Source organism: Streptomyces sp. NPDC107454, from assembly GCF_055582885.1.
The window spans coordinates 26,997-46,760 of record NZ_JBVJPA010000025.1 but is presented as its reverse complement, the minus strand read 5'-3'; the positions used below and the strand labels follow the sequence as shown (position 1 = coordinate 46,760).

Here is a 19,764-nt window from a genome sequence, read left to right as displayed (position 1 = left end):
TTTCATCGCTCGTGGGGACCGGTGGGGTCTGGGCTGATCTCGTGGGGACTCGGGGTGGGGAAGTAGGCGTTGAGGAATCCGTCCAGCAGTTCCTGCTGGGCTTCGATGTCCTCGGGTGTGGAGAAGGCGTCGTTGAGACAGAAGGTGTCCTGGTCCCTGCCGTCGAGCAGTCGTTGCAGCCGGTCGGCCAGGTCGGGCACGGCCAGTTGCAGATAGGTGAAGGGCATGGAGCCCGGCTGGCCCCGTCCGGTGAGCGCCGCGTAGTAGAGCGCGAATGACGAGGTCGGTGAGAGGTCCGTCATCGCGCGGAAGCGGCTCGCGGAAGTCCGCGCCCAGGCCTCGGGGAAGTCCCGTTCGGCCTCCTCCATCGCACTGCGGCGCAGGGCGTACGGGATGTGTTCCATGGGCTGGGTGATCACCCTGCCGAAACGTTTTTTCAGTAGCGCGCGGTTGTTCTTGCAGGCCGCGTCGACCGGGGTGTCGGTCGCGACGACCGGCCCCTGCGGGATGCGGTTGCGGGAGGGGAAGTAGCGCGCGGTGCCGCTCGGGGTGAAGAAGGCGTGCGGCGCCACCGGGCGGCCCATGAACATGTCGTCGTTGAAGTACAGGAAGTGCTCGGCGAGCCCCTCGATGTGGTGGAGCTGGCTCTCGATCGAGTGCGAGTTGAAGGTGGGCAGGTCCGCGGGGTTGCGGAAGATCTCACGATGGGTGGCGATGCGCACACCCGGCAGGTCCTCGCGCAGCCAGTCCGGGACCTGGTCGTCGGTGACGATGTGGACGTTGCGGATCCAGGGCGCGAACAGATGCAGCGAGCGCACCGAGTAGCGCAGCTCGTCGCGGCTGATGAAGCGCGCGTCGCTCGCCGACTCCGCGTGGTAGACTTCGCCCTTCGCCTGCGCCTTGCGCTGCTTCCAGGCGGGATCGTTGCCGTCCACCCAGGTGTAGACGGCGTCGACGGGGAACGCGATGTCGTCGGCGCAGTTCACCAGGAACTCGGGCCGGGTGGCGAGCGCGGGCGCGAGGCGGCGCTCGGTCCAGTCCGACACGAACCGGCTGAACAGCCGGGCGGCGCCCAGGACGTTCACGCCGTCGGCGGCGACCGCCCAGGTGACGCGGTTGGCGCGGGGCGCCACGAGATGGGTGCCCTGACGCTGCCAGAACTCGATCGCGCAGCCGTACTCGTGGCCGAGCAGCAGATGGCGGCCGGGGTCGGTGCGCGACCAGCTGACCTGGAGGATGCGCGCGGTGGCGACCTCGCGCCAGGCCTTCGGGTCGCGCGAGGAGACCGGGCGGGCCTGGCGGGGCCTGTCGGGATCGGTGACGCTCAGGTGTCCCGGGTACTGGCTCAGTCCCCGGAACAGCACACCGAGCACCCGCTCGCGGTCCTCCTCGGCGACGGCGACGACGGTGCCGTGGTCCGAGATGCCGCGCACCGCGAAGTACCCGACGCCGGCGGAGGCGAGCAGCGCGGTGAGGGCACTGCGGTTCGCCTCGCGGGCACCGAGCGGGGTCAGGCCGGGCTCGACGTAGACGTCGCCCCGTTCGGGGTCGGGCGCGGTGTGCCCCGGCCGGGCGGAGGCCTGCCCGGCGGCACCGGTGCGAGCCCCCGAGGCACCGCCGGAGTCACCCACCGCCCGATGGACGGCGGGGTCGGAAACGGTCGTCACACCCGCTGCCCCTCATGGGCAGACGCATGCAGCGGCACAGCCACCCTCCTCATTCCTCGCCTGGCCGGAAACCGACGGCGAGCACCTTCACGGTCGCCCGCCCTCGTGCCCCCCGGCTCGAATCCGCGACCGCGTCCACACCGTCAACAGCGACGGCGCCATTCACACCAAAGTTTTAACCTTCACAGGTCTGGCACATCATCACTAGGTGAATCATCAACTGTCAACAGTGATCACAAATGACAGAAGACACACAGCTGTCCATGCCCGGCGTGAACCTCCGGTAACGCCCTCATGAATCGACCGCCGCCGAGCTTGTTCGAAAGTCGGTCTATAGTTCAGCCACATCGCGGCACGTGAGCCGCTTCGGGCTCGGCCTCTCCCCCCACTCGTGCCCTCCCCCGTTCGATTTTCGGCACCGAGCCGGCAGCGAGAGGACACCGCGGAATGACGCACGCCCTGACGGAGACGGAGTCGGGCCCCCGTAGATCCAGGCGCGCGCCGTCGAAGCGCGACGGCAAGCCGCCGCGGCGCCGCCGGGTGTGGCGCTGGATCGCCCTGGGCCTGGCCGTCGTCCTGCTGGGGGCGGGCGGAACGGTCTGGTGGATGTACGAGAGCCTCAACTCGAACCTCTCCGACGTCGACATCGACAAGGCGCTCGGGGACGACCGCCCCGAGAAGGTGCCGACCAGTGGCCAGAATCTGCTGGTGCTCGGCTCGGACTCCCGGTCCGGCGCCAACGCCTCCCTCAACACCGGGAAGGTGAGCGGCGCGCGCTCCGACACCGCGCTGGTGGTGCACATACCCGAGGGGCGCTCGCGCGCGACCGCGGTGAGCATCCCCCGCGACACGCTCGTCAGCCGCCCCGCCTGCACCACCGCCTCCGGCGGACAACTGCCCGCGGCGAAGCGCGTGATGTTCAACTCGGTCTACTCGTTGGGCGGTCCGACCTGCGTGGTGAAGACCGTCGAGTCGATCTCGGGCATCCGCATGGACCACTACATGGAGATCGACTTCGCCGGGTTCAAGGACCTCGTGGACGCACTCGGCGGGGTGACGATCAAGCTCGACGAGGCGATCAAGGACTCCAAGACCGGCCTCGACCTGACCGCGGGCACCCACCACCTGGACGGGACCGACTCCCTCAAGCTCGTCCGCACCCGTTACGGCTACGGCGACGGCAGCGACCTCGGCCGCATCGGGCTCCAGCAGAAGTTCATGCTCGCCGTGCTCGCCGAGGTCAAGCGCCAGGACGTGCTGGGCAGCCCGACGAAGCTGTACGACATCGCCAGCTCCGCCACCAAGGCGCTGACCACCGACTCCGGCCTGGGCTCCCTCACCAAGCTCGCCAAGTACGGGGGCAGCCTGAAGGCCATCGACCCCGCCAGCATGGAAACGATCATGCTGCCCGTCCAGTACGACACCCAGGACCCCAACCGGGTCGTCGCCGCGCAGCCGCAGGCCGGCCGACTCTGGAAGGCCCTGCGCGAGGACGAGACCGTCCCCGAGTCGGCCAAGCAGTCACCCGCGACGGGCGGCACCAAGTCCTGACGGACGGCGTGCGGGCCCCGCACCGGCCGACCCTCCCGACGCCCTGCGGCGACAACGCCAGGAGCTGGACAACGGGCCGGACTCTGCGCGGGGCCCGGTGCGTTGCGGAACCCGCCCAGCCCGAGCCACTCGAAGCGCACGCCCGGTCCAGGTCTTGGGTGCCGGTCCTTCGGCGGCGGTCCGTGGGTGGCGGTCGGTCGGGTCCGGTCGATCGGATCCAGCCCGCCGGTGACACTCCGCCAAGTCCGGCCGATCAGGCCCAGCCCGCCGGTGACACTCCGCCAAGTCCGGCCGATCAGGCCCAGCCCGCCGGTGACACTCCGCCAAGTCCGATCGATCGCGCCCAGCCCGCCAGCGGCACTCCGCCAGGTCCGGCCGATCGGGCCCAGCCCGCCCGCGGCACTCCGCCGGTGGCACTCCGTCGGTGGCGCCGTCAGAGGCGGATGGACGGGGCCATCACCAGACCCCCGTCACCGTTCTGCCGCGCAACGCACATCGCACCGTCCGCGCCGATCATCCCGAGCACGACCCGCCCGTAGGCGTCGAGGGCCGCCGCCGGTGCGCCCACGCCGCGCTCGCCGGTGGGTGACCACCACAGCCCGGCCTGCTCGTTCTCCGTGCCGCAGGCGGCCAGCATGAGCTGACCGTCGAAGTCGCGATGGGCCAGCACCGTGCAGTCGTAGCCGTCGAGGACCGCGCGGAGTGCCACCACGGGTTCCCCGGCCGGCGCGCCGCCCAGCGGGATCACCCAACTCCCCGGCCGGTGCGCGACGATCCCGCCGGTGGCCGGGTCGGTCCAGTAGTACGTCGCCCGGTCGGGCCCGGTCGCCAGTGCGACGGCGCTGCCGGGAGCCACCGCGAGCGGGATGTTGAGGGCCTGCCGGAAGTCCCCGCCGGGCTCCTCCTGGACCCAGCGCATGACACAGCCGTCACCCCCGGCCATCGCCTCCACACGACCGGAGGGATGGACCACCGCGGCCACCGGATCCTGTACGCGGCTGCCCTTGAGGTCGGTCCAGGGGCCCCATTTGCCGCCCGGCAGCTCCCGGCGCAGCATCACACCGCCCCCGGCGTTGCGCACGAAGACATGCACCGTGCCGTCCGGGCTCACCGCTGCGGACGGCACGCCGAGCCGCGCCGCCTTGTCCCGGTCCTTGTGCGGATTGCCGAGCGAGCGCCACTCGGTGACGGGGCGGTCGGTCTGGTACTGGATGGCGTGGACGATCTCGACGGCGGGCGGTCCGTCCCCCTTGCGGACCTCGCGCCGGCCGAGGAAGTGGACGTAACCGTCGGCTCCCTGGGCCACGGACACCCACGTCAGATCGGCCGCCGGGAAGACGTCCGGGCCCGTCCACCGCGAGCCGCCCCGCCGGGCCTCGGTCCAGCGCAGCAGCCCCGCACGGCCGTGGGCGTACGCGCTGAGTCTGCCGTCCTTGCCGAGGACCAGCCAGGGGCCGCCGACCACGGTGTCCGCCACGTGCCGCCCGGCTCCCCCGGGTGCGTCGGCGTCGACCCTCGCTCTGCCCCGGACGGCAGCGCGCCCGGATCTGGTCCGCATGACGTGACCTGCCCTTTCCCATGACACTCGGCGCGGCTCCCCTGCCGCCTCCGCGTGCGGGCACGCGGGAGGCCGAGCGCGCCCCATCATAGGATGAACGTTTCCTCAAGCCCGCGTGACGGCCGTTCAAACGACTGTCCCAACGGATGTCCCCAGGCTGCTCGTGTGATGCTGGCCGGATGACCGACCAGCCTCTGCTCGTGATCATCGACGCCGCCAACGTCGTCGGCTCCGTCCCCGACGGCTGGTGGCGCGACCGCCGGGGTGCCGCGGAGCGGCTGCGGGACCGGCTCGCCCGGGACGGACTGCGCGGGCACGAGGGTCCGGTGGAGCTGGTCCTCGTGGTGGAGGGCGCGGCCAAGGGTGTGGAGTCCGTCCCCGGTGTCCGGGTCGTGGCGGCAACCGGCAGCGGCGACGACCGCATCGTGGAGGTGGTGACCGAGGCCGGTGACCGCCCCGTCCTGGTCATCACGGCGGACCGTGAACTGCGGCGCAGGGTCACCGAGTCGGGCGCGGAGGTGGCGGGACCCCGGACCGTACGGGGGCCCTCCTGAGCCGGCGCGCGACCGCTGGGCCCGAACAGATCAGCGGGCGAGCGGGTGGGCGAGCCCGGGGCGAGCGGGTGGGGCGAGCCGCGTGCGCGGCGCGGCCCCGGCGTCAGTCCGGCCGCCCCGCGCGGGCGTACAGCACCGCCCCGTCCACCGTGCCCGCCTCCTCGTACCCCGCGGCCAGCAGCCGGCGCAGCGAGCTCACCCGGTCCGGGGTGTACGGCTTGCCCCGGGAGTCGTCGACGACGAGGGCCGGTGGGTGGGCCGTCAGTTCCTCGCGGAACACCGGCCAGGCGCCCTCGACGGCGTACTTCTCGCCCACCTGGGGACCGTCGCGGCCCCCGCTGTAGTTGGTGAGGAGCCCGGCGGTCAGATAGCGGCTGGCGGGGGTCCGGTTCGCCAGCCAGTACGTCTCCGGGTGTATGCCCCACACGAGGACGCGGTCCCCGGGATCCGTGCGGTGGTCCAGGGCCGCGGCGAGGCGCTGGGCGTGGCCGAGCTCGGGCCGCGGCGCGAGCAGACCCCAGGCCAGGAACAGCGCGCAGCAGCCGACCGAGGCGAAGACGGCGGTCACCAGGCGGTCGCGGGGCAGGACCTGGAGCGCGGCCGTCGCCAACAGGGCTACGGACGGGATGAGTTGAAGGTAGTAGTGGCCGAAGAAGTGGAAGCCGACCAGGACCGCCACCGCCGACGAGCCGAGCCACAGCCAGAGTTCGGTCGCGCCGGTGCGAGCCACGCGCAACGCCCGCAGGATCGGCGGGATCAGGCCCGCGCAGGCCGCCGCGAGGATCCCCGTGTTGGTCAACCCCCTTGACAGTACGCGGAGTTCGGAGCCCGTGAAGGAGACGTAGGCACCCGAACCGGTGACCGTCCAGAACAGGAAACCCGCCGGGGTGGTCAGCAGCGCCGCACCGAGGACCGGGGTGACCACGCCGACTCCCAGCCACAGCAGGCCTTTTCGAGGCGGCGTCTCCTGCCGCCACAACATCCACAGCACCGGCACGAGCACCACCCCGCCGGTCTGCTTGGTCAGGAAGGAGCACGCCACGGCGACCCCCGCGGCGCCCCAGCGGCACCGGTCGGCGCACCACATCGCGGCCGCCGTGCAGGGCAGTATGAACACCTCGAAGGTCGCCGCCTGCGCGTCCTCGGGGTTGAGCCCGATCGAGACCAGCACGTACAGCACCCCGGCCGTGCGCCCGGCCGGATCGCCCCAGCGACGCCGGGCCAGCGAGGCCAGCAGCACGGCGGTCGACAACTGGGCCACGATCGCGAGGACGCGCACGGAGGTCAGCGAACCGGAGCCGAACACCGCGAACGCCGCCTCGTACAGCCACGGCACGAGCGGCGGCTTGCGGTCCACGACGGTCTCGTACAGCTCTCCCCCGCCCGCCAGTATCCGCGCCTGTACGGCGAGATAGCCCTCGTCGGGGTTCCACAGCGGCCGTACGAAGGAGGGGGCCCGGGTGAGACAGACCAGCACCCCGAGGACCGGCAGCAGACGTCTCCAGTAGCCGGGGCCCGACATCCGTGACGCGGCTGCGGAGCGTGGTGTTTCCAGGAGCCCGGCGAGCATACGGTGCACGCTATCCGGCCCCGCGGTCTCCGCCGAAGCGGGACATACGGGGCCGGAGCATCAATAGCGGCCGATTACTCGGTGTTGGGGCGCGGCGGGTGCACCGCGGCCTCGGTCGTCCCGTCGTGCCGCTCGAGACGGCTGTGCGAGCGGCTGTACAGGAAGTAGACGACGAAGCCGATCACCATCCAGACCGCGAACCGCAGCCAGGTCTCGGCCGGCAGGTTGAGCATCAGCCAGAGCGAGGCGAGGACGGAGACGATCGGGACGAGCGGGACCAGCGGGGTGCGGAAGGAGCGGTGCAGGTCGGGGCGGGTGTGGCGGAGGATGACGACGCCGATCGCGACGACGACGAAGGCGAAGAGCGTACCGATGTTGACCAGTTCGGCCAGTTCGCTGAGGCTGGTGAAGCCCGCCACGATCGCGATGATCACACCGAGCAGGATGGTCGGCCGGTGCGGGGTGCGGAACCTGGGGTGGACCCGGGAGAAGAACCGCGGCAGCAGTCCGTCGCGGCTCATCGCGAAGAAGACCCGGGTCTGGCCGAGCAGCAGGATCATGCAGACCGTGGTCAGACCGACGGCGGCGCCGAAGCTGATGACGCCCGCGAACCAGGGGTGCCCGGTCGCCTTGAAAGCGTCGGCGAGCGGGGCGTCGATGGACAGCCGGTCGTACCTCTGCATGCCGGTGACGACGATCGACACGGCCACGTAGAGAGCGGTGCAGATGAAGAGCGAGCCCAGGATGCCGCGCGGCATGTCCCGCTGCGGGTTCTTGGTCTCCTCGGCGGCCGTCGCCACCACGTCGAAGCCGATGAAGGCGAAGAAGACGACGGAGGCGGCGGTGAAGATGCCCATCACGCCGAAGTTGGTGGGTGTGTAGCCGAAGATGAGCTGGACGAGCGGGGCTTTGAGACTGCCGCCCGCCTCCTGGGCCTGCGCCTTGGGGATGAAGGGCGTGTAGTTGTCGCCCACGATGAAGAAGGCGCCCGCGATGATCACGATCATCACGACGGTGACCTTGACGGCGACGACGACCGTGGTGACGCGGGCGGACAGCTTCACGCCGATGACGAGGATCGCGGTGAGCACCAGCACCAGCGCGGCGGCGAGGATGTCGAAGCCGAACCCGGAGGACCCCTCACGCCCGCTGAGATAGCCCGGCAGATGCCAGCCCGCGTTGTCCAGGAGCGAGCGCACGTACCCCGACCAGCCGACGGCCACCACCGCCGTACCGAGCGCGAACTCCAGCACCAGGTCCCAGCCGATGATCCAGGCGGGCAGCTCACCGAGCGAGGCGTACGCGAAGGTGTACGCGGACCCCGCCACCGGGACCGTGGAGGCGAACTCCGCGTAGCACAGCGCCGCCAGGGCGCAGACGACACCCGCGACGACGAACGCCAGCGAGACCGCGGGGCCCGCGTTCTCCTTGGCGACCTTGCCGGTGAGGACGAAGATGCCGGTCCCGATGATGACACCGACGCCGAAGACGGTGAGATCCAGAGCCGACAGCGACTTCTTGAGTGCGTGCTCCGGCTCCTCAGTGTCCAAGATCGACTGTTCGACCTTCTTCGTCCTGAAGAGGGTGCTGCTCACGGGCCTACCTCCACGCTGGGTGTCCTCGACATGATCGAGGGGGCGTGTACCGCGCATGCCCCTGTGCGGTCGGGTTCACGCAAATGGGCCGGTTTCGCCACCCGTGCGGGGTGGCGAGACCGGCCCAATGGACCTGCGTTCGATAGTGGTACGTCAGTCGCGGGCGGGCTCCACCGAGTCCACCGCCTGCTCGGCGGCCCCCGGGAAGCGGCCGTCGAGCTTGGAGACGAGACCGGTGACCTGACGGGCGATGTCCGGTGCGGTCAGGCCGATCTCCGCCATGACCTCGGCGCGCGAGGCGTGGTCGAGGAAGCGCGGCGGGATGCCGAAGTCGCGCAGCGGGACGTCGACGCCCGCGTCGCGCAGGGCCTGCGCGATCGTCGAGCCCACGCCGCCCACCCGGGAGTTGTCCTCGACGGTGACGACCACGCGGTGCTGCTCGGCGAGCGGGGCCATGGCCTCGTCGACCGGCTTGACCCAGCGCGGGTCGACGACGGTCGTGGAGATGCCCTGCTGGTCGAGGAGGCCGGCGATCTCCAGGCACATCGGCGCGAGGGCGCCGACGGAGACGAGGAGCACGTCGGGCGCGTCGGTGCCCGGCTCACGCAGCACGTCCATGCCGCCGATCCGGCCCACCGCGGGCACCGCCGGACCGACCGCGCCCTTGGAGAAGCGGACCACGGTCGGCGCGTCGGTCACGTCGACGGCCTCGCGCAGCTGGGCGCGGACCTGGTCGGCGTCACGCGGCGCGGCGAGCCTGAGACCCGGCACGACCTGAAGGATCGACATGTCCCACATGCCGTTGTGCGAGGCGCCGTCCGTCCCCGTGACACCCGCGCGGTCCAGCACGAACGTCACGCCGCACTTGTGCAGGGCCACGTCCATCAGGACCTGGTCGAAGGCGCGGTTGAGGAAGGTCGCGTAGACGGCGAAGACGGGGTGCAGTCCGCCGGTCGCCAGGCCCGCCGCGGACACGGCGGCGTGCTGCTCCGCGATACCGACGTCGTACACCCGCTTGGGGAAGACCTTGGCGAACTTGTCGAGGCCGACCGGCTGGAGCATCGCGGCCGTGATGGCGACCACGTCCTTGCGCTCCTGGCCGAGCTTGACCATCTCCTCGCCGAAGACGGAGGTCCAGTCGGCGCCGGAGGAGGCGATCGGCAGGCCCGTGTCGGGGTGGATCTTGCCGACGGCGTGGAAGCGGTCCGCCTCGTCCTGCAGCGCGGGCTGGTAGCCGCGGCCCTTCTCGGTGAGGCAGTGCACGATGACCGGGCCGCCGAAGCGCTTGGCGCGGGCCAGCGCCGACTCCAGGGCCTCGATGTCGTGGCCGTCGATCGGGCCGACGTACTTCAGGCCCAGGTCCTCGAACATGCCCTGCGGGGCGATGAAGTCCTTGAGCCCCTTCTTCGCGCCGTGCAGGGTCTCGTAGAGCGGCCTGCCGACGACCGGCGTGCGCTCCAGGAGGTCCTTCCCCCGGGCGAGGAAGCGCTCGTAGCCGTCCGTGGTGCGCAGGGTCGCCAGGTGGTTCGCGAGGCCGCCGATCGTGGGGGCGTACGAACGCTCGTTGTCGTTGACGACGATGACCAGGTGGCGGTCCTTGGCGTCCGCGATGTTGTTGAGCGCCTCCCAGGCCATGCCGCCGGTGAGAGCGCCGTCACCGATGACGGCGACCACGTGGTCGTCCCTGTCGAGCACCTCGTTGGCCTTCGCCAGACCGTCGGCCCAGCCGAGGACCGTGGAGGCGTGCGAGTTCTCGATCACATCGTGCTCGGACTCGGCCTGCGAGGGATAGCCGGACAGGCCGCCCTTCATCTTCAGCTTCGAGAAGTCCTGACGGCCGGTGAGCAGCTTGTGGACGTAGGACTGGTGACCGGTGTCCCACAGCACCCTGTCTTTCGGCGACTCGAAGACGCGGTGCAGGGCGATGGTGAGCTCCACGACACCGAGATTGGGGCCGAGGTGGCCGCCTGTCTTGGAGACCGCGTCGACGAGAAAGGTCCTGATCTCGCCGGCCAGCTGGTCCAGCTGCTCCAGGCTGAGCCGGTCCAGATCGCGCGGTCCCCTGATGCGGGTCAGCAGCGGCACCCGTGCCTCCTTGCAGTAGAGCTGTTCGAGCTTTGCCGGGCCTGTCGAGTCTAATGTTCCGCCCGGACATGACTGTGCCCGGCACCGCCATTGGCACCGGGCACAGGTTCAAAGGGCGTGGGGCAGTGCCCCGGCGACCGCTACGCGCGACCGGCCGTCTTCTGCGTCTTGCGGGTGACGGCGTCGATGACGACCGTGGCGAGAAGCACACCACCGGTGATCATGTACTGGATCGGCGACGCGATGCCCTGCAGCGCCAGACCGTACTGGATGGACACGATCACCAGCACACCCAGCAGCGCGTTCCACGTACGACCGCGACCACCGAAGAGGCTGGTGCCACCGATGACCGCCGCGGCGATCGCGTTCATCAGGAGGTCACCCGCGCCCGCGCCCTGGTTGGCGGAGGCGATCTTCGAGGCGATGAACAGACCACCGATGGCGGCGAACGTACCGGAGATCGCGAAGACCGAGATCCGCACCATCTCCACGTTGATACCGGCACGCCGGGAGGCCTCGACGCTGCCACCGAGCGCGAAGATCTTCCGGCCGTACGCGGTCCGGCGCAGCACGAAGTCCGTGATCAGCAGCACCGCGATGAAGATCACCACGGCCAGCGGAAGGCCCTTGTACTGGTTGTAGGTGATCGCCACGGCGAAGGCGACGATCGCCAGCAGCGCGGTGCGCAGGACGGTCTCGCTCAGCGGCCGGGACGGCACACCCGCGGCCTCGCGGCGCTTGTTGCCGTAGAAGGAGCTGAGGAAGAACACGGCGGTGACGCCGATGGCGAGCGCGTAGGCGGCGGCGACATCGGTGAAGTAGTAGCTGGTCAGCTTGGCGACGAGGCCGTTGCTGTCCAGGTTGATGGTGCCGTTGTCGCCCAGGATCCGGAGCATGAAGCCGTTCCAGAAGAGCAGACCCGCCAGGGTGACGGCGAAGGCCGGCACACCGATACGCGCGAACACGAAGCCGTGGATCGCGCCCGCGACCGTGCCCGTGAGGATGGCCAGCACGAAGGCCAGATACTCGTTCATGCCGTGCGTGACGTTCAGCACCGCGAACGCGGCGCCCGCGACACCGGAGACCGAACCGACCGACAGGTCGATCTCACCGAGCAGCAGCACGAAGACGATACCGACGGCGATCATGCCCGTGCCGACCATGGCGACGGAGATGTCGGACAGGTTGCCCGCGGTGAGGAAGTTGGAGTTCAGGCTCTGGAAGATGATCCAGATGATGGCCAGGCCGAGGACGACCGGGATCGAGCCCAGGTCACCGGCCTTCATCTTGCGCTTGAACTCGGAGGCGTAGCCCGCGAGGCCCTGCTCGCGCACGAGGAGCCGGGGGTCGACCGCGGTGACCGCCGCGGCGGCCGCCTCGGGGTTCTCCACCACGTGGTCCTCGGGGGTCTCAGAGGTCTTGTCGATGCTCACTTCTGAGCCTCCCCATTGCTGCGCGCCGCACGACGGGTCACGGCGTTCTCCGTGGCGCCCGTGATGGCGGAGATGATCTCTTCCTGCGAGGTCGACTTGACCTCGAAGATGCCGTTGTTGCGCCCCAGGCGCAGGACGGCGACCTTGTCGGCCACGGCCTTCACGTCCGCCATGTTGTGGCTGATGAGGATGACCGCGTGACCGCGCTCACGCAGCCGCTCGACCAGGTCGAGGACCTGGGCGGTCTGCTCGACACCGAGGGCCGCGGTGGGCTCGTCGAGGATGACGAGCTTGGGCTCGCCGAGCATCGAACGGGCGATCGCCACGGTCTGGCGCTGACCGCCGGAGAGCGAGGCGATCGGAATGCGGACGCTCGGGATACGGATGGACAGCGTGTCCAGCAGCTCGCGGGAGCGGCGCTCCATCTCGACCTCGTCCAGGATGCCGCGCTTCTTCAGCTCCCGGCCCAGGTAGAGGTTGCCGACGACGTCGATGTTGTCGCACAGCGACAGGTCCTGGTACACGGTCGCGATACCGAGGCCCTGGGCGTCTTGCGGCTTGTTGATGTGGACGGTCTTGCCGTCCCACTCGATGGCGCCCTCATCGATGGGGTGCACGCCGGCGATCGTCTTCACCAGCGTGGACTTTCCGGCGCCGTTGTCGCCCACCAGGGCGACCACTTCACCGGCGTGGACCTCAAGCTCTACATCGGTGAGCGCCTGGACGGCACCGAATCGCTTGGAGACCCCGCGCAACGCCAGGACAGGCGTAGCGGACACGTGAACCATCTCCTTCGCCGCCTGACCCGGCGGGAGGTTGTGCAGAAGTTTGTGGAGGGGGGTGTTCCGTCCGGCGCCCCGCCCTAGCTTTGCGGGGCTGATGGATGCGGGGCGCCGGAGGGGCTTCTATGACGCAAGTCCCGTACGGAAATTCAAGAACGAATTCCCGTACGTGGATAGAGACTTGCGGCGGCTACTTCAGCTGCTCGGACTACTTGATGCCGAGAGCGTCGCACTTCGCCTTGTAGGCGCCGGTGCAGATGTCGCTGACCGTGTAGATGCCGTCCTTGAGGACGGTGTCCTTGATGTTGTCCTTGGTCAGCGAGACGACCGGGACGATGACCGAGGGGATCGCCTTGTCGGTCGGGCTGTCGACCTTGTCCTTGGCGATGGTGTCGAGCGACTTGCCCTGAGCGATCGCGACGGCCATCTCGGCGACGGTGTTCGCTTCCTGCGGGTAGGACTTGTAGACGCTCATGAACTGCTCACCGGTGAGGATGCGCTGCACACCCGCGAGCTCGGCGTCCTGGCCGGTGACCGGGACGGAGATGCCGGCCGCCTTGAGGGCGGTGATGATACCGCCGGCCATGCCGTCGTTGGCGGAGTAGACGCCGATGACGTTCTTCTTGCCGAGGGCGGTGATGGCGCCCTCCATGTTGGCGTTGGCGTTCTCCGGCTTCCAGTCCTTGGTGTCGTACTCCTTGCCGATGTTCACCTTGCCGTCGAGGACGGAGTGGGCTCCGGCCTTGAACTGGGCGGCGTTCGGGTCGGTGGACGAACCGTTCATCATCACGATCTTGCCGGACTTGGCCTTGGAGCCGAGCGCGGTGAGGAGCGCCTGGCCCTGGGTCTTGCCGACGGTCGTGTTGTCGAACGAGGTGTAACCGCTGATCGGGCCCTGCGCGAGACGGTCGTAGGCGACGACGGGGATGCCGGCGTCCTTGGCCTTCTGGACCGAGTTCTTGATGGCCGCGGAGTCCACAGCGTCGACGATCAGGACGTCCACCTTGTCGGTGATCATCGTCTCGACCTGCTGCGCCTGCGTGGTGGCGTCCTGCTTGGCGTTGGCGTACTGGACCGTGCCCTTGCCGTTCGTCAGCTCCTTGACCTTCTTCTCGATCAAGGGCTTGTCGAACTTCTCGTAACGCGCGGTCTGGTTCTCGGGAAGGAGCAGACCGACCTTGATCGCGTCGCCCTTCTTGGCGGAGCTCGAGCTGTCGCTCTTGCTGCCGCCGGACTCCTTGGCACTGCCACAAGCAGCCAGCGAAACGGCCATCGCACCAGCGGCGACGGCAAACGCGGCACGACGCATACGCGTGTTCACTCTAGAAACCTCCCTGACGAGGCCGCGTCGTTGCGGCCGAGGTGGCTGGAAGTCAACTCGGCCACGCGAGCGACGTCAAGAAGTAAATACTTAACGAGATGGCAACGGTGCCATGCGTTCTCTAAGTGAAGGCAGGGGCGCCCGCGGACAGCGATCCGTCCAAAAGGGTCGAATCGCCCATCTCGCTGAGCGCGAGAGCAAGGGCCCCGAGCACCTCCGCACGGCCGCCAAGTGCCCCTGGAAGCACCGAGAGTTGACGTGCGGCACTGGGGATCGCGTACCGGCCGACCGACTCCCTGATGGGTCCGAGGACGAGCTCACCGGCCTCGGCGAGGTCGCCGCCGAGGACCACCCGACTCGGGTTGAGCAGGTTGCAGAGATTCGCCACTCCGCTCCCGATGTGACGGCCGACATCGGCGATCACCCGACGACAGCCCGGGTCGCCCTCCCGGGCCAGCCTGACGACGCCTTCCATGGTCAGGTCCGTGCCGTGGCTGGACTGCAGCAGCGGCAGCACATAGCGCGCCGCCGCGAAGGTCTCCAGGCAGCCCCGATTGCCACAGCGACAGACGGGACCGGATTCATCGAGCGTGATGTGCCCGATTTCACCCGCTGTGCCGCCAGGCCCGCGGTAGATCTTGCCGTCGATCACCAGCCCGGCGCCGACACCGCTCGCGACCTTGATGTACGCCAGGTCCTTGACCCCGCGCCCGCTGCCCCAGACCAGCTCGCCGAGCGCGCCCAGGTTGGCGTCGTTGTCCACGTACACGGGCACGCCGAGCCGCCCCCGCAGCTCCTCGGCGGGCTTCGCGCCGGTCCAGCCCGGCAGGATCGCGGTGGACCCCAGGGTCCCCGACTCCACGTCGATGGGACCGGGCACGCCGAGCCCCACGCCCGCGATCTTGGACCGGTCCACCCCGGTCGCCGCGATCAGGCGGTTGACCAGCTCTTCCGCCCGGTCGAAGCCCTGTGCGGCGCTCGCGTCCACGTCCAGCGGCTCGGACTCCTCGGCCAGCACCTGGTGGGCGAGGTTCCCGACCGCGACGCGCAGATGCGTATGGCCGAAGTCGACGCCGATGACGATGCCGGCGTCACCGCTCAGGGACACGCTGCGCGCCCTGCGGCCACCCGCCGAAGTGGGGGTGACCTCGACCGTTCCGCCGTCCTTGAGTTCCCGGACGATATTGGAAACGGTCGCGGCGGAGAGGCCCGTCGTCCTCGCGATCTCCGCTTGCGTGAGCGAACCGGCCAGGCGCACCGCACGTACGACGCGCTCCAGATTGGCTCGGTGCAGCGACGACTGCGACCCCGGAGTCTCCACGACGACCTCCCGCGTACGGGGCCGCCACGATGAGGCCCCGCCTATGTCCAACTAGTGAACTCTAAGCTGAGCTGTTTGGGTTACCTCCCGTCAAGAGGTTGAGCTGCATCCGGCGCGGATGAGCACACGTGTGCGGGACAGACTGGGCCGTAGATCCTTCTATGGCCCAGGTCACACCCCGACTGATTACAAGTTGTCGCCGCCTCCGCCGCACAAGATCAAGGCCACGACGCCGCCCCGCCGGGCGCGGGCTCCCGCGGAACCCCTCCGGGCGGGTGGAGCCGTTTTCGGGGGATCGACGCCGGGGAATGCGGGACCGGGCGGACGGGACCAGGGAGGCGGGACCGAATGCGCGGGACTGAATATGCGGAATGGAATGTGCGGGACCGAATGTGCGGGACCGAATGTGCGGAGCGGAATGTGCGGGACCGAATGCGCGGGACCGAATGCGCGTAATCCCCTCCGCGTATTCGGAGGGGATTACGTACTCCAGGGAGTTCTCGGTGGTCGACGGATTCGGCCGTTACCCGGCTCGGCCTACTTGAGAGCCCCCGCCGTCAGCCCCTGGACCACCTGTCGCTGGAAGATGATGTACGCGGCCAGCACCGGGAGCATGGCCATCACCAGGCCCGCGAAGAGGCCCGACCAGTCGCCCTTGTAGCCCTGGCTGGTCGCCAGCTCGACGAGGCCCTGGGAGAGGACCTTCTTGTCGGGGTCGGTGTTCAGCACGGTGGGGAGCATGTACTGGTTCCACTGGCCCAGGAAGTTGAAGATCCCGACGCTGACCAGACCCGGCTTGGCCATCGGCAGCATGATCTGGAAGAAGGTCCTGGTGTGCGAGGCACCGTCGACGAAGGCCGCCTCGGCGATCGAGGTCGGCAGCGTCCTGAAGAACGAGGTCAGGAAGAAGACCGTGAACGGCAGCGAGTAGGCGATGTAGACGAGGATCAGACCCGGCAGCGTGTTCAGCAGACTCATGTTGTTCAGGACGTAGAACAACGGCACCAGGGCCAGCATGATCGGGAAACTCATTCCTCCGACGAAGAGGAAGTAGATGAAGCGGTTGCCCGGGAACTCGAATCGGGCGAGGACGTACGCCGCCATCGAGCCGAGCACGAGCGTACCGAGCAGCGAGAATCCCACCACGATGAGCGTGTTGCCGAAGTAGTCGCTCATGTGGGCCTGCGACCACGCGCGCGACCAGTTGTCGAAGTGCAGTTTGTCCGGCAGCGACCAGGGCGAGCTGAAAATGGAGTCGTCGTCCTTGAAAGACGTCATCACCGCCCACAGCAGGGGCAGTACGACCATGATCGCCCAGATGATGAGAATGCCGTGCGAGAAGGCGTTGAGGATGCCGCCCTCGCTGCTCTTCGCCTTTTCCGGCGGCGCCTTCTCCTTGGCCACCTGAGGACGGTCCTCGACCGGCTCCAAGGGCGGCGGGGTGTCAGTGGTCTTCATCTCTAGAACTCCAACCGCTCGCGCCGGCCCAGTCGCATCACGATCGCCGCGAACAGCAGCGTGACGATGAGCAGCGCGACACCGATCGTGGTGGCGTAGGCGGCGTTCGCGTCACGGAACGCCGATTGGTACACGTACAGCGGAAGGACCGTGGTCGAGTAGTCGGGGCCGCCGGGACCCACGGTCATGATCTGTACGGCGGCGAACGCCTCGGCGCCGAGCGCCAGGATCCCCATGTACACCCATCCCGACTGCACGGTGTCCCACAGCAGCGGAAGGGTGATCTTGAAGAAGGTGGTGGCGCGGCTCGCGCCGTCGAGCAGCGCGGCCTCGTAGAAGTCCTTCGGAATCGACGCCATGCCCGCCGAGAACAGCACGACGAAGAACCCGACCGTGCTCCACAGCAGCACCGCCATCACACACCACAGGGCGAGGTTCGGGTCGCCCAGCCAGTCCGGCTGGACACTGCCGAGGCCGATGGCCTTCAACGTTCCGTTGATGACGCCGTCGTTGGGGTTGTAGGCGAATTGGAAAAGCAGGGAGACGATCGCGATCGACAGCACCTGCGGGAAGAAGTAGGCGATTTTGTAGAAACCCGAACCGCGCACTCCGGTGATGGCGGCGCCTTTTCGGCGCCGCCCACCGACATTGAGCATGAAGGCGAAGAAGAGCGCGAGGCCCAGCGTCACCAGCGGCAGCAGCAACGCGAACAGCAGACTGTGCTGCAACGACTTCCAGAAGATGTCGTCGTGCAGCATTCTGGTGTAGTTGGCGAAACCGACCATCTTGAAGTCGGGGCTCAGACCGGTCCAGTCCGTGAACGAGTAGTAGATGGCCTGGACGAAGGGCCAGATCACGAAGATCGCGTACAACGCCAAGGGGGCCACCAAGAACCCCACGATGAACCGGTACTTGCCGTGCTGCATGGTTACCGACCCCGATCGAATCGCGGTTGCCACCGCCGGTGACGCGTGGACACGCGCCGCTACTGGTGCTTGTAGTGCTTGATGGACTGGTCCTTGGCCGCCGCGTCCGCGTAACCCTGGATCTTCTTGATGGCCTCGGCCGGGGTCAGCCGCCCTGCCATCATCTCGCCGAGACCGGCGACACCGATCTGCTCCTTCTGAAGCTTCACGTACCAGTCCTGGAGCCGCGGGTTGACCACGTTGGTCCCGGCCTTCTGCAGGGCCGCGACACCGGACTTGAGGCCCGGGGTCAGCGTGATGCCGTCGGTACCGCCGTTGTAGGCGGTCAGCGACTTCACCTGGCTGGTGAAGTTCTTCGACGAGGCCTCGCTGAGCATGATGCGCAGCTGCTCCATGCCTCCCTCGGGGTTGTTCGCCTTGGCCGGCACGATGAAGGGCTCGCCGCCGGAGGCCCAGATGGTGCCGAACGGCATCTTGTCGGAGCTGTCCAGACCGGTCGGGCCGCTGACAGCCAGGTTGAAGTCCTTCGGGATGACGTTCGCGGACTCGTTCTCCACCCAGGAGCCGTTCGGGATGAAGAGGGCCTTGCCCTTGGCCCAGGCGGTCTGCGACTGGATGTGGTCGATGCCCGGGGTGCCCTGGAGGATGTAACCCTTCTTGTAGAGCTCGTAGTACGCCTCGAACGCCGACTTGACGGCCGGGTCCTTCCAGGCGTTGGGCTCCAGGTTGTCGATCTTGTCGAGAACCTCCCGGCCGCCGATCTTGGCGATGAAGGGGTAGAGCGAGAACGGCAGGTAGTACGGGTACTTGCCCGCGTACGTCCAGCCGGCCATGCCCTTCTTCTTCGCCTTCTCGCACAGCGCGAGCATCGCGTCCCAGGTCTCGGGGTACGTCGCGTCGAGCTTGTCGAGGGCGGTCTGCGAGTACCAGACACCGTAGACGGTGTACGCGTAGTACATGATCCAGACCGGCGCGCCGTCGAACTGGCCCATCTCCACGATGCCGGGACGCAGCGTGTCGCGGACCTTCTTCGACGGGTCGTCGATGGACGGCGCGTCGAGGAGCGGGGTCAGGTCGGTGAGCTGCTTCTTGCCGACGAGCACGCCCATGTCCATCTGCTGGGCACCGGAGTTGTCGATCAGGTCCGGCGGGGTGCCGCCGTTGAACTTGGGCTGCAGTTCGGACTGGATCTTCTGGGTCGCATGGAAGTCGACCTTGGCCTTCGGGTAGGCCGTCTTGTACAGGACGTTGGCGTCGGTCGCGTACTTCGTACCGAATCCGCCGTCGAAGATGACGACGGCGAGCGGGGCCGTCTCGTTGACGCCCAGCGGGTTCTTCGTGGTCTTCTTGCCGGCCTTGGCCTTGTCACCGGAGCCGCTGTCGCTGCTCGCACAAGCGGACAAAAAGCTCATCGTCGGTACGGAAATCAGGCCGAGTGCCGCGGACCGCTTGATCAGGTCACGGCGGCCGACACCCTCGGTGTTGCTGTTCTCGGCGGAAGTGGATCCCATGCTCAAGTCCTCGCCTTCTCCAGGACTCAGGCGGTGAACCGGATCCTCCCCGGCACCGCGGTTAGGTCAAGCTGGGGTCGTGCGTGAGGGATTCAGTCGGTCAACGCGGCGATCCCTGCCCGTCACACTGGCCGCCGACGCCCGATTCCCCCCGGGACGTGCCTGCCCGCGGCCGTCGACCGGCTGGGCGGGTGCCGACAGGTATAGTCCACTTCCCGTCAGCGGAGCAAGATCGAAAGCGGGTTTACCCGCGGGTCTTTTCCGAGTTGAGACCTCGCGGAAATGTGGGGCGTCCGCGGCTTCCCCGGGGGAAGATCGACAGGGCACCAATCTCCCACCATGGGAGTAATGCGCAGCTCGTCGCACGATATTCATCCCGGACGCCACATCCAACACCCTTGACACCACTGACAACTTGACTCCCTACTGGTC

Annotated in this window: 14 protein-coding genes; 2 read left to right on the top strand and 12 right to left on the bottom strand. The window is 68.5% G+C overall.

Going from position 1 to position 19,764, the window contains the following annotated elements:
- Positions 1–2: 2 nt before the first annotated feature.
- Positions 3–1,667, bottom strand: coding sequence for a stealth family protein (locus tag ACZ69M_RS44600; RefSeq protein ID WP_470059279.1), 1,665 nt, complete (start codon positions 1,665–1,667; stop codon positions 3–5).
- A 447-nt stretch (positions 1,668–2,114) separates the two neighbouring features.
- On the opposite strand from ACZ69M_RS44600, the gene ACZ69M_RS44595 reads away from it, so the two are divergent.
- Positions 2,115–3,218 (top strand): LCP family protein, encoded by a 1,104-nt coding sequence (locus ACZ69M_RS44595; protein WP_470059277.1) that lies wholly within the window; start codon positions 2,115–2,117, stop codon positions 3,216–3,218.
- A 433-nt stretch (positions 3,219–3,651) separates the two neighbouring features.
- Here ACZ69M_RS44595 and ACZ69M_RS44590 read toward each other — a convergent pair whose 3' ends face one another.
- Complete coding sequence (locus tag ACZ69M_RS44590; protein ID WP_470059276.1) at positions 3,652–4,776, bottom strand: PLL family lectin; 1,125 nt, start codon at positions 4,774–4,776, stop codon at positions 3,652–3,654.
- Between the two features lie 179 nt (positions 4,777–4,955).
- On the opposite strand from ACZ69M_RS44590, the gene ACZ69M_RS44585 reads away from it, so the two are divergent.
- Positions 4,956–5,330: a PIN domain-containing protein gene (locus ACZ69M_RS44585; protein ID WP_470059275.1), complete on the top strand. Its 375-nt coding sequence runs from the start codon at positions 4,956–4,958 to the stop codon at positions 5,328–5,330.
- A 103-nt stretch (positions 5,331–5,433) separates the two neighbouring features.
- On the opposite strand, the gene ACZ69M_RS44580 is transcribed toward ACZ69M_RS44585, so the two are convergent.
- The 10 genes from ACZ69M_RS44580 to ngcE form a co-directional block, all read right to left on the bottom strand.
- A complete protein-coding gene (locus ACZ69M_RS44580; protein WP_470059274.1) occupies positions 5,434–6,900 on the bottom strand; it encodes an ArnT family glycosyltransferase in 1,467 nt (488 codons plus the stop codon).
- 74 nt (positions 6,901–6,974) lie between these two features.
- The gene (locus ACZ69M_RS44575; protein ID WP_470059272.1) at positions 6,975–8,495 is read right to left on the bottom strand and encodes an amino acid permease; all 1,521 of its coding nucleotides are present in this window, start codon (positions 8,493–8,495) and stop codon (positions 6,975–6,977) included.
- A 153-nt stretch (positions 8,496–8,648) separates the two neighbouring features.
- Positions 8,649–10,580, bottom strand: a complete 1,932-nt coding sequence (gene dxs, locus ACZ69M_RS44570) for a 1-deoxy-D-xylulose-5-phosphate synthase (protein ID WP_470059270.1) — start codon at positions 10,578–10,580, stop codon at positions 8,649–8,651.
- A 140-nt stretch (positions 10,581–10,720) separates the two neighbouring features.
- Positions 10,721–12,013, bottom strand: a complete 1,293-nt coding sequence (locus ACZ69M_RS44565) for a sugar ABC transporter permease (protein WP_470059268.1) — start codon at positions 12,011–12,013, stop codon at positions 10,721–10,723.
- On the bottom strand, positions 12,010–12,801 hold the full coding sequence (locus ACZ69M_RS44560) for an ATP-binding cassette domain-containing protein (protein WP_266629808.1): 792 nt from the start codon (positions 12,799–12,801) through the stop codon (positions 12,010–12,012). The genes ACZ69M_RS44565 and ACZ69M_RS44560 overlap by 4 nt, the downstream gene beginning before the upstream one ends.
- Before the next feature lie 202 nt (positions 12,802–13,003).
- A complete protein-coding gene (locus ACZ69M_RS44555) occupies positions 13,004–14,104 on the bottom strand; it encodes a sugar ABC transporter substrate-binding protein (protein WP_470059451.1) in 1,101 nt (366 codons plus the stop codon).
- 133 nt (positions 14,105–14,237) lie between these two features.
- On the bottom strand, positions 14,238–15,437 hold the full coding sequence (locus tag ACZ69M_RS44550) for an ROK family transcriptional regulator (RefSeq protein ID WP_352048043.1): 1,200 nt from the start codon (positions 15,435–15,437) through the stop codon (positions 14,238–14,240).
- 537 nt (positions 15,438–15,974) lie between these two features.
- On the bottom strand, positions 15,975–16,895 hold the full coding sequence (locus tag ACZ69M_RS44545; protein ID WP_352048042.1) for a carbohydrate ABC transporter permease: 921 nt from the start codon (positions 16,893–16,895) through the stop codon (positions 15,975–15,977).
- Between the two features lie 2 nt (positions 16,896–16,897).
- Positions 16,898–17,821: a carbohydrate ABC transporter permease gene (locus ACZ69M_RS44540; protein ID WP_067375431.1), complete on the bottom strand. Its 924-nt coding sequence runs from the start codon at positions 17,819–17,821 to the stop codon at positions 16,898–16,900.
- Between the two features lie 59 nt (positions 17,822–17,880).
- A complete protein-coding gene (gene ngcE, locus ACZ69M_RS44535; RefSeq protein WP_470059264.1) occupies positions 17,881–19,332 on the bottom strand; it encodes an N-acetylglucosamine/diacetylchitobiose ABC transporter substrate-binding protein in 1,452 nt (483 codons plus the stop codon).
- Positions 19,333–19,764 lie beyond the last annotated feature (432 nt).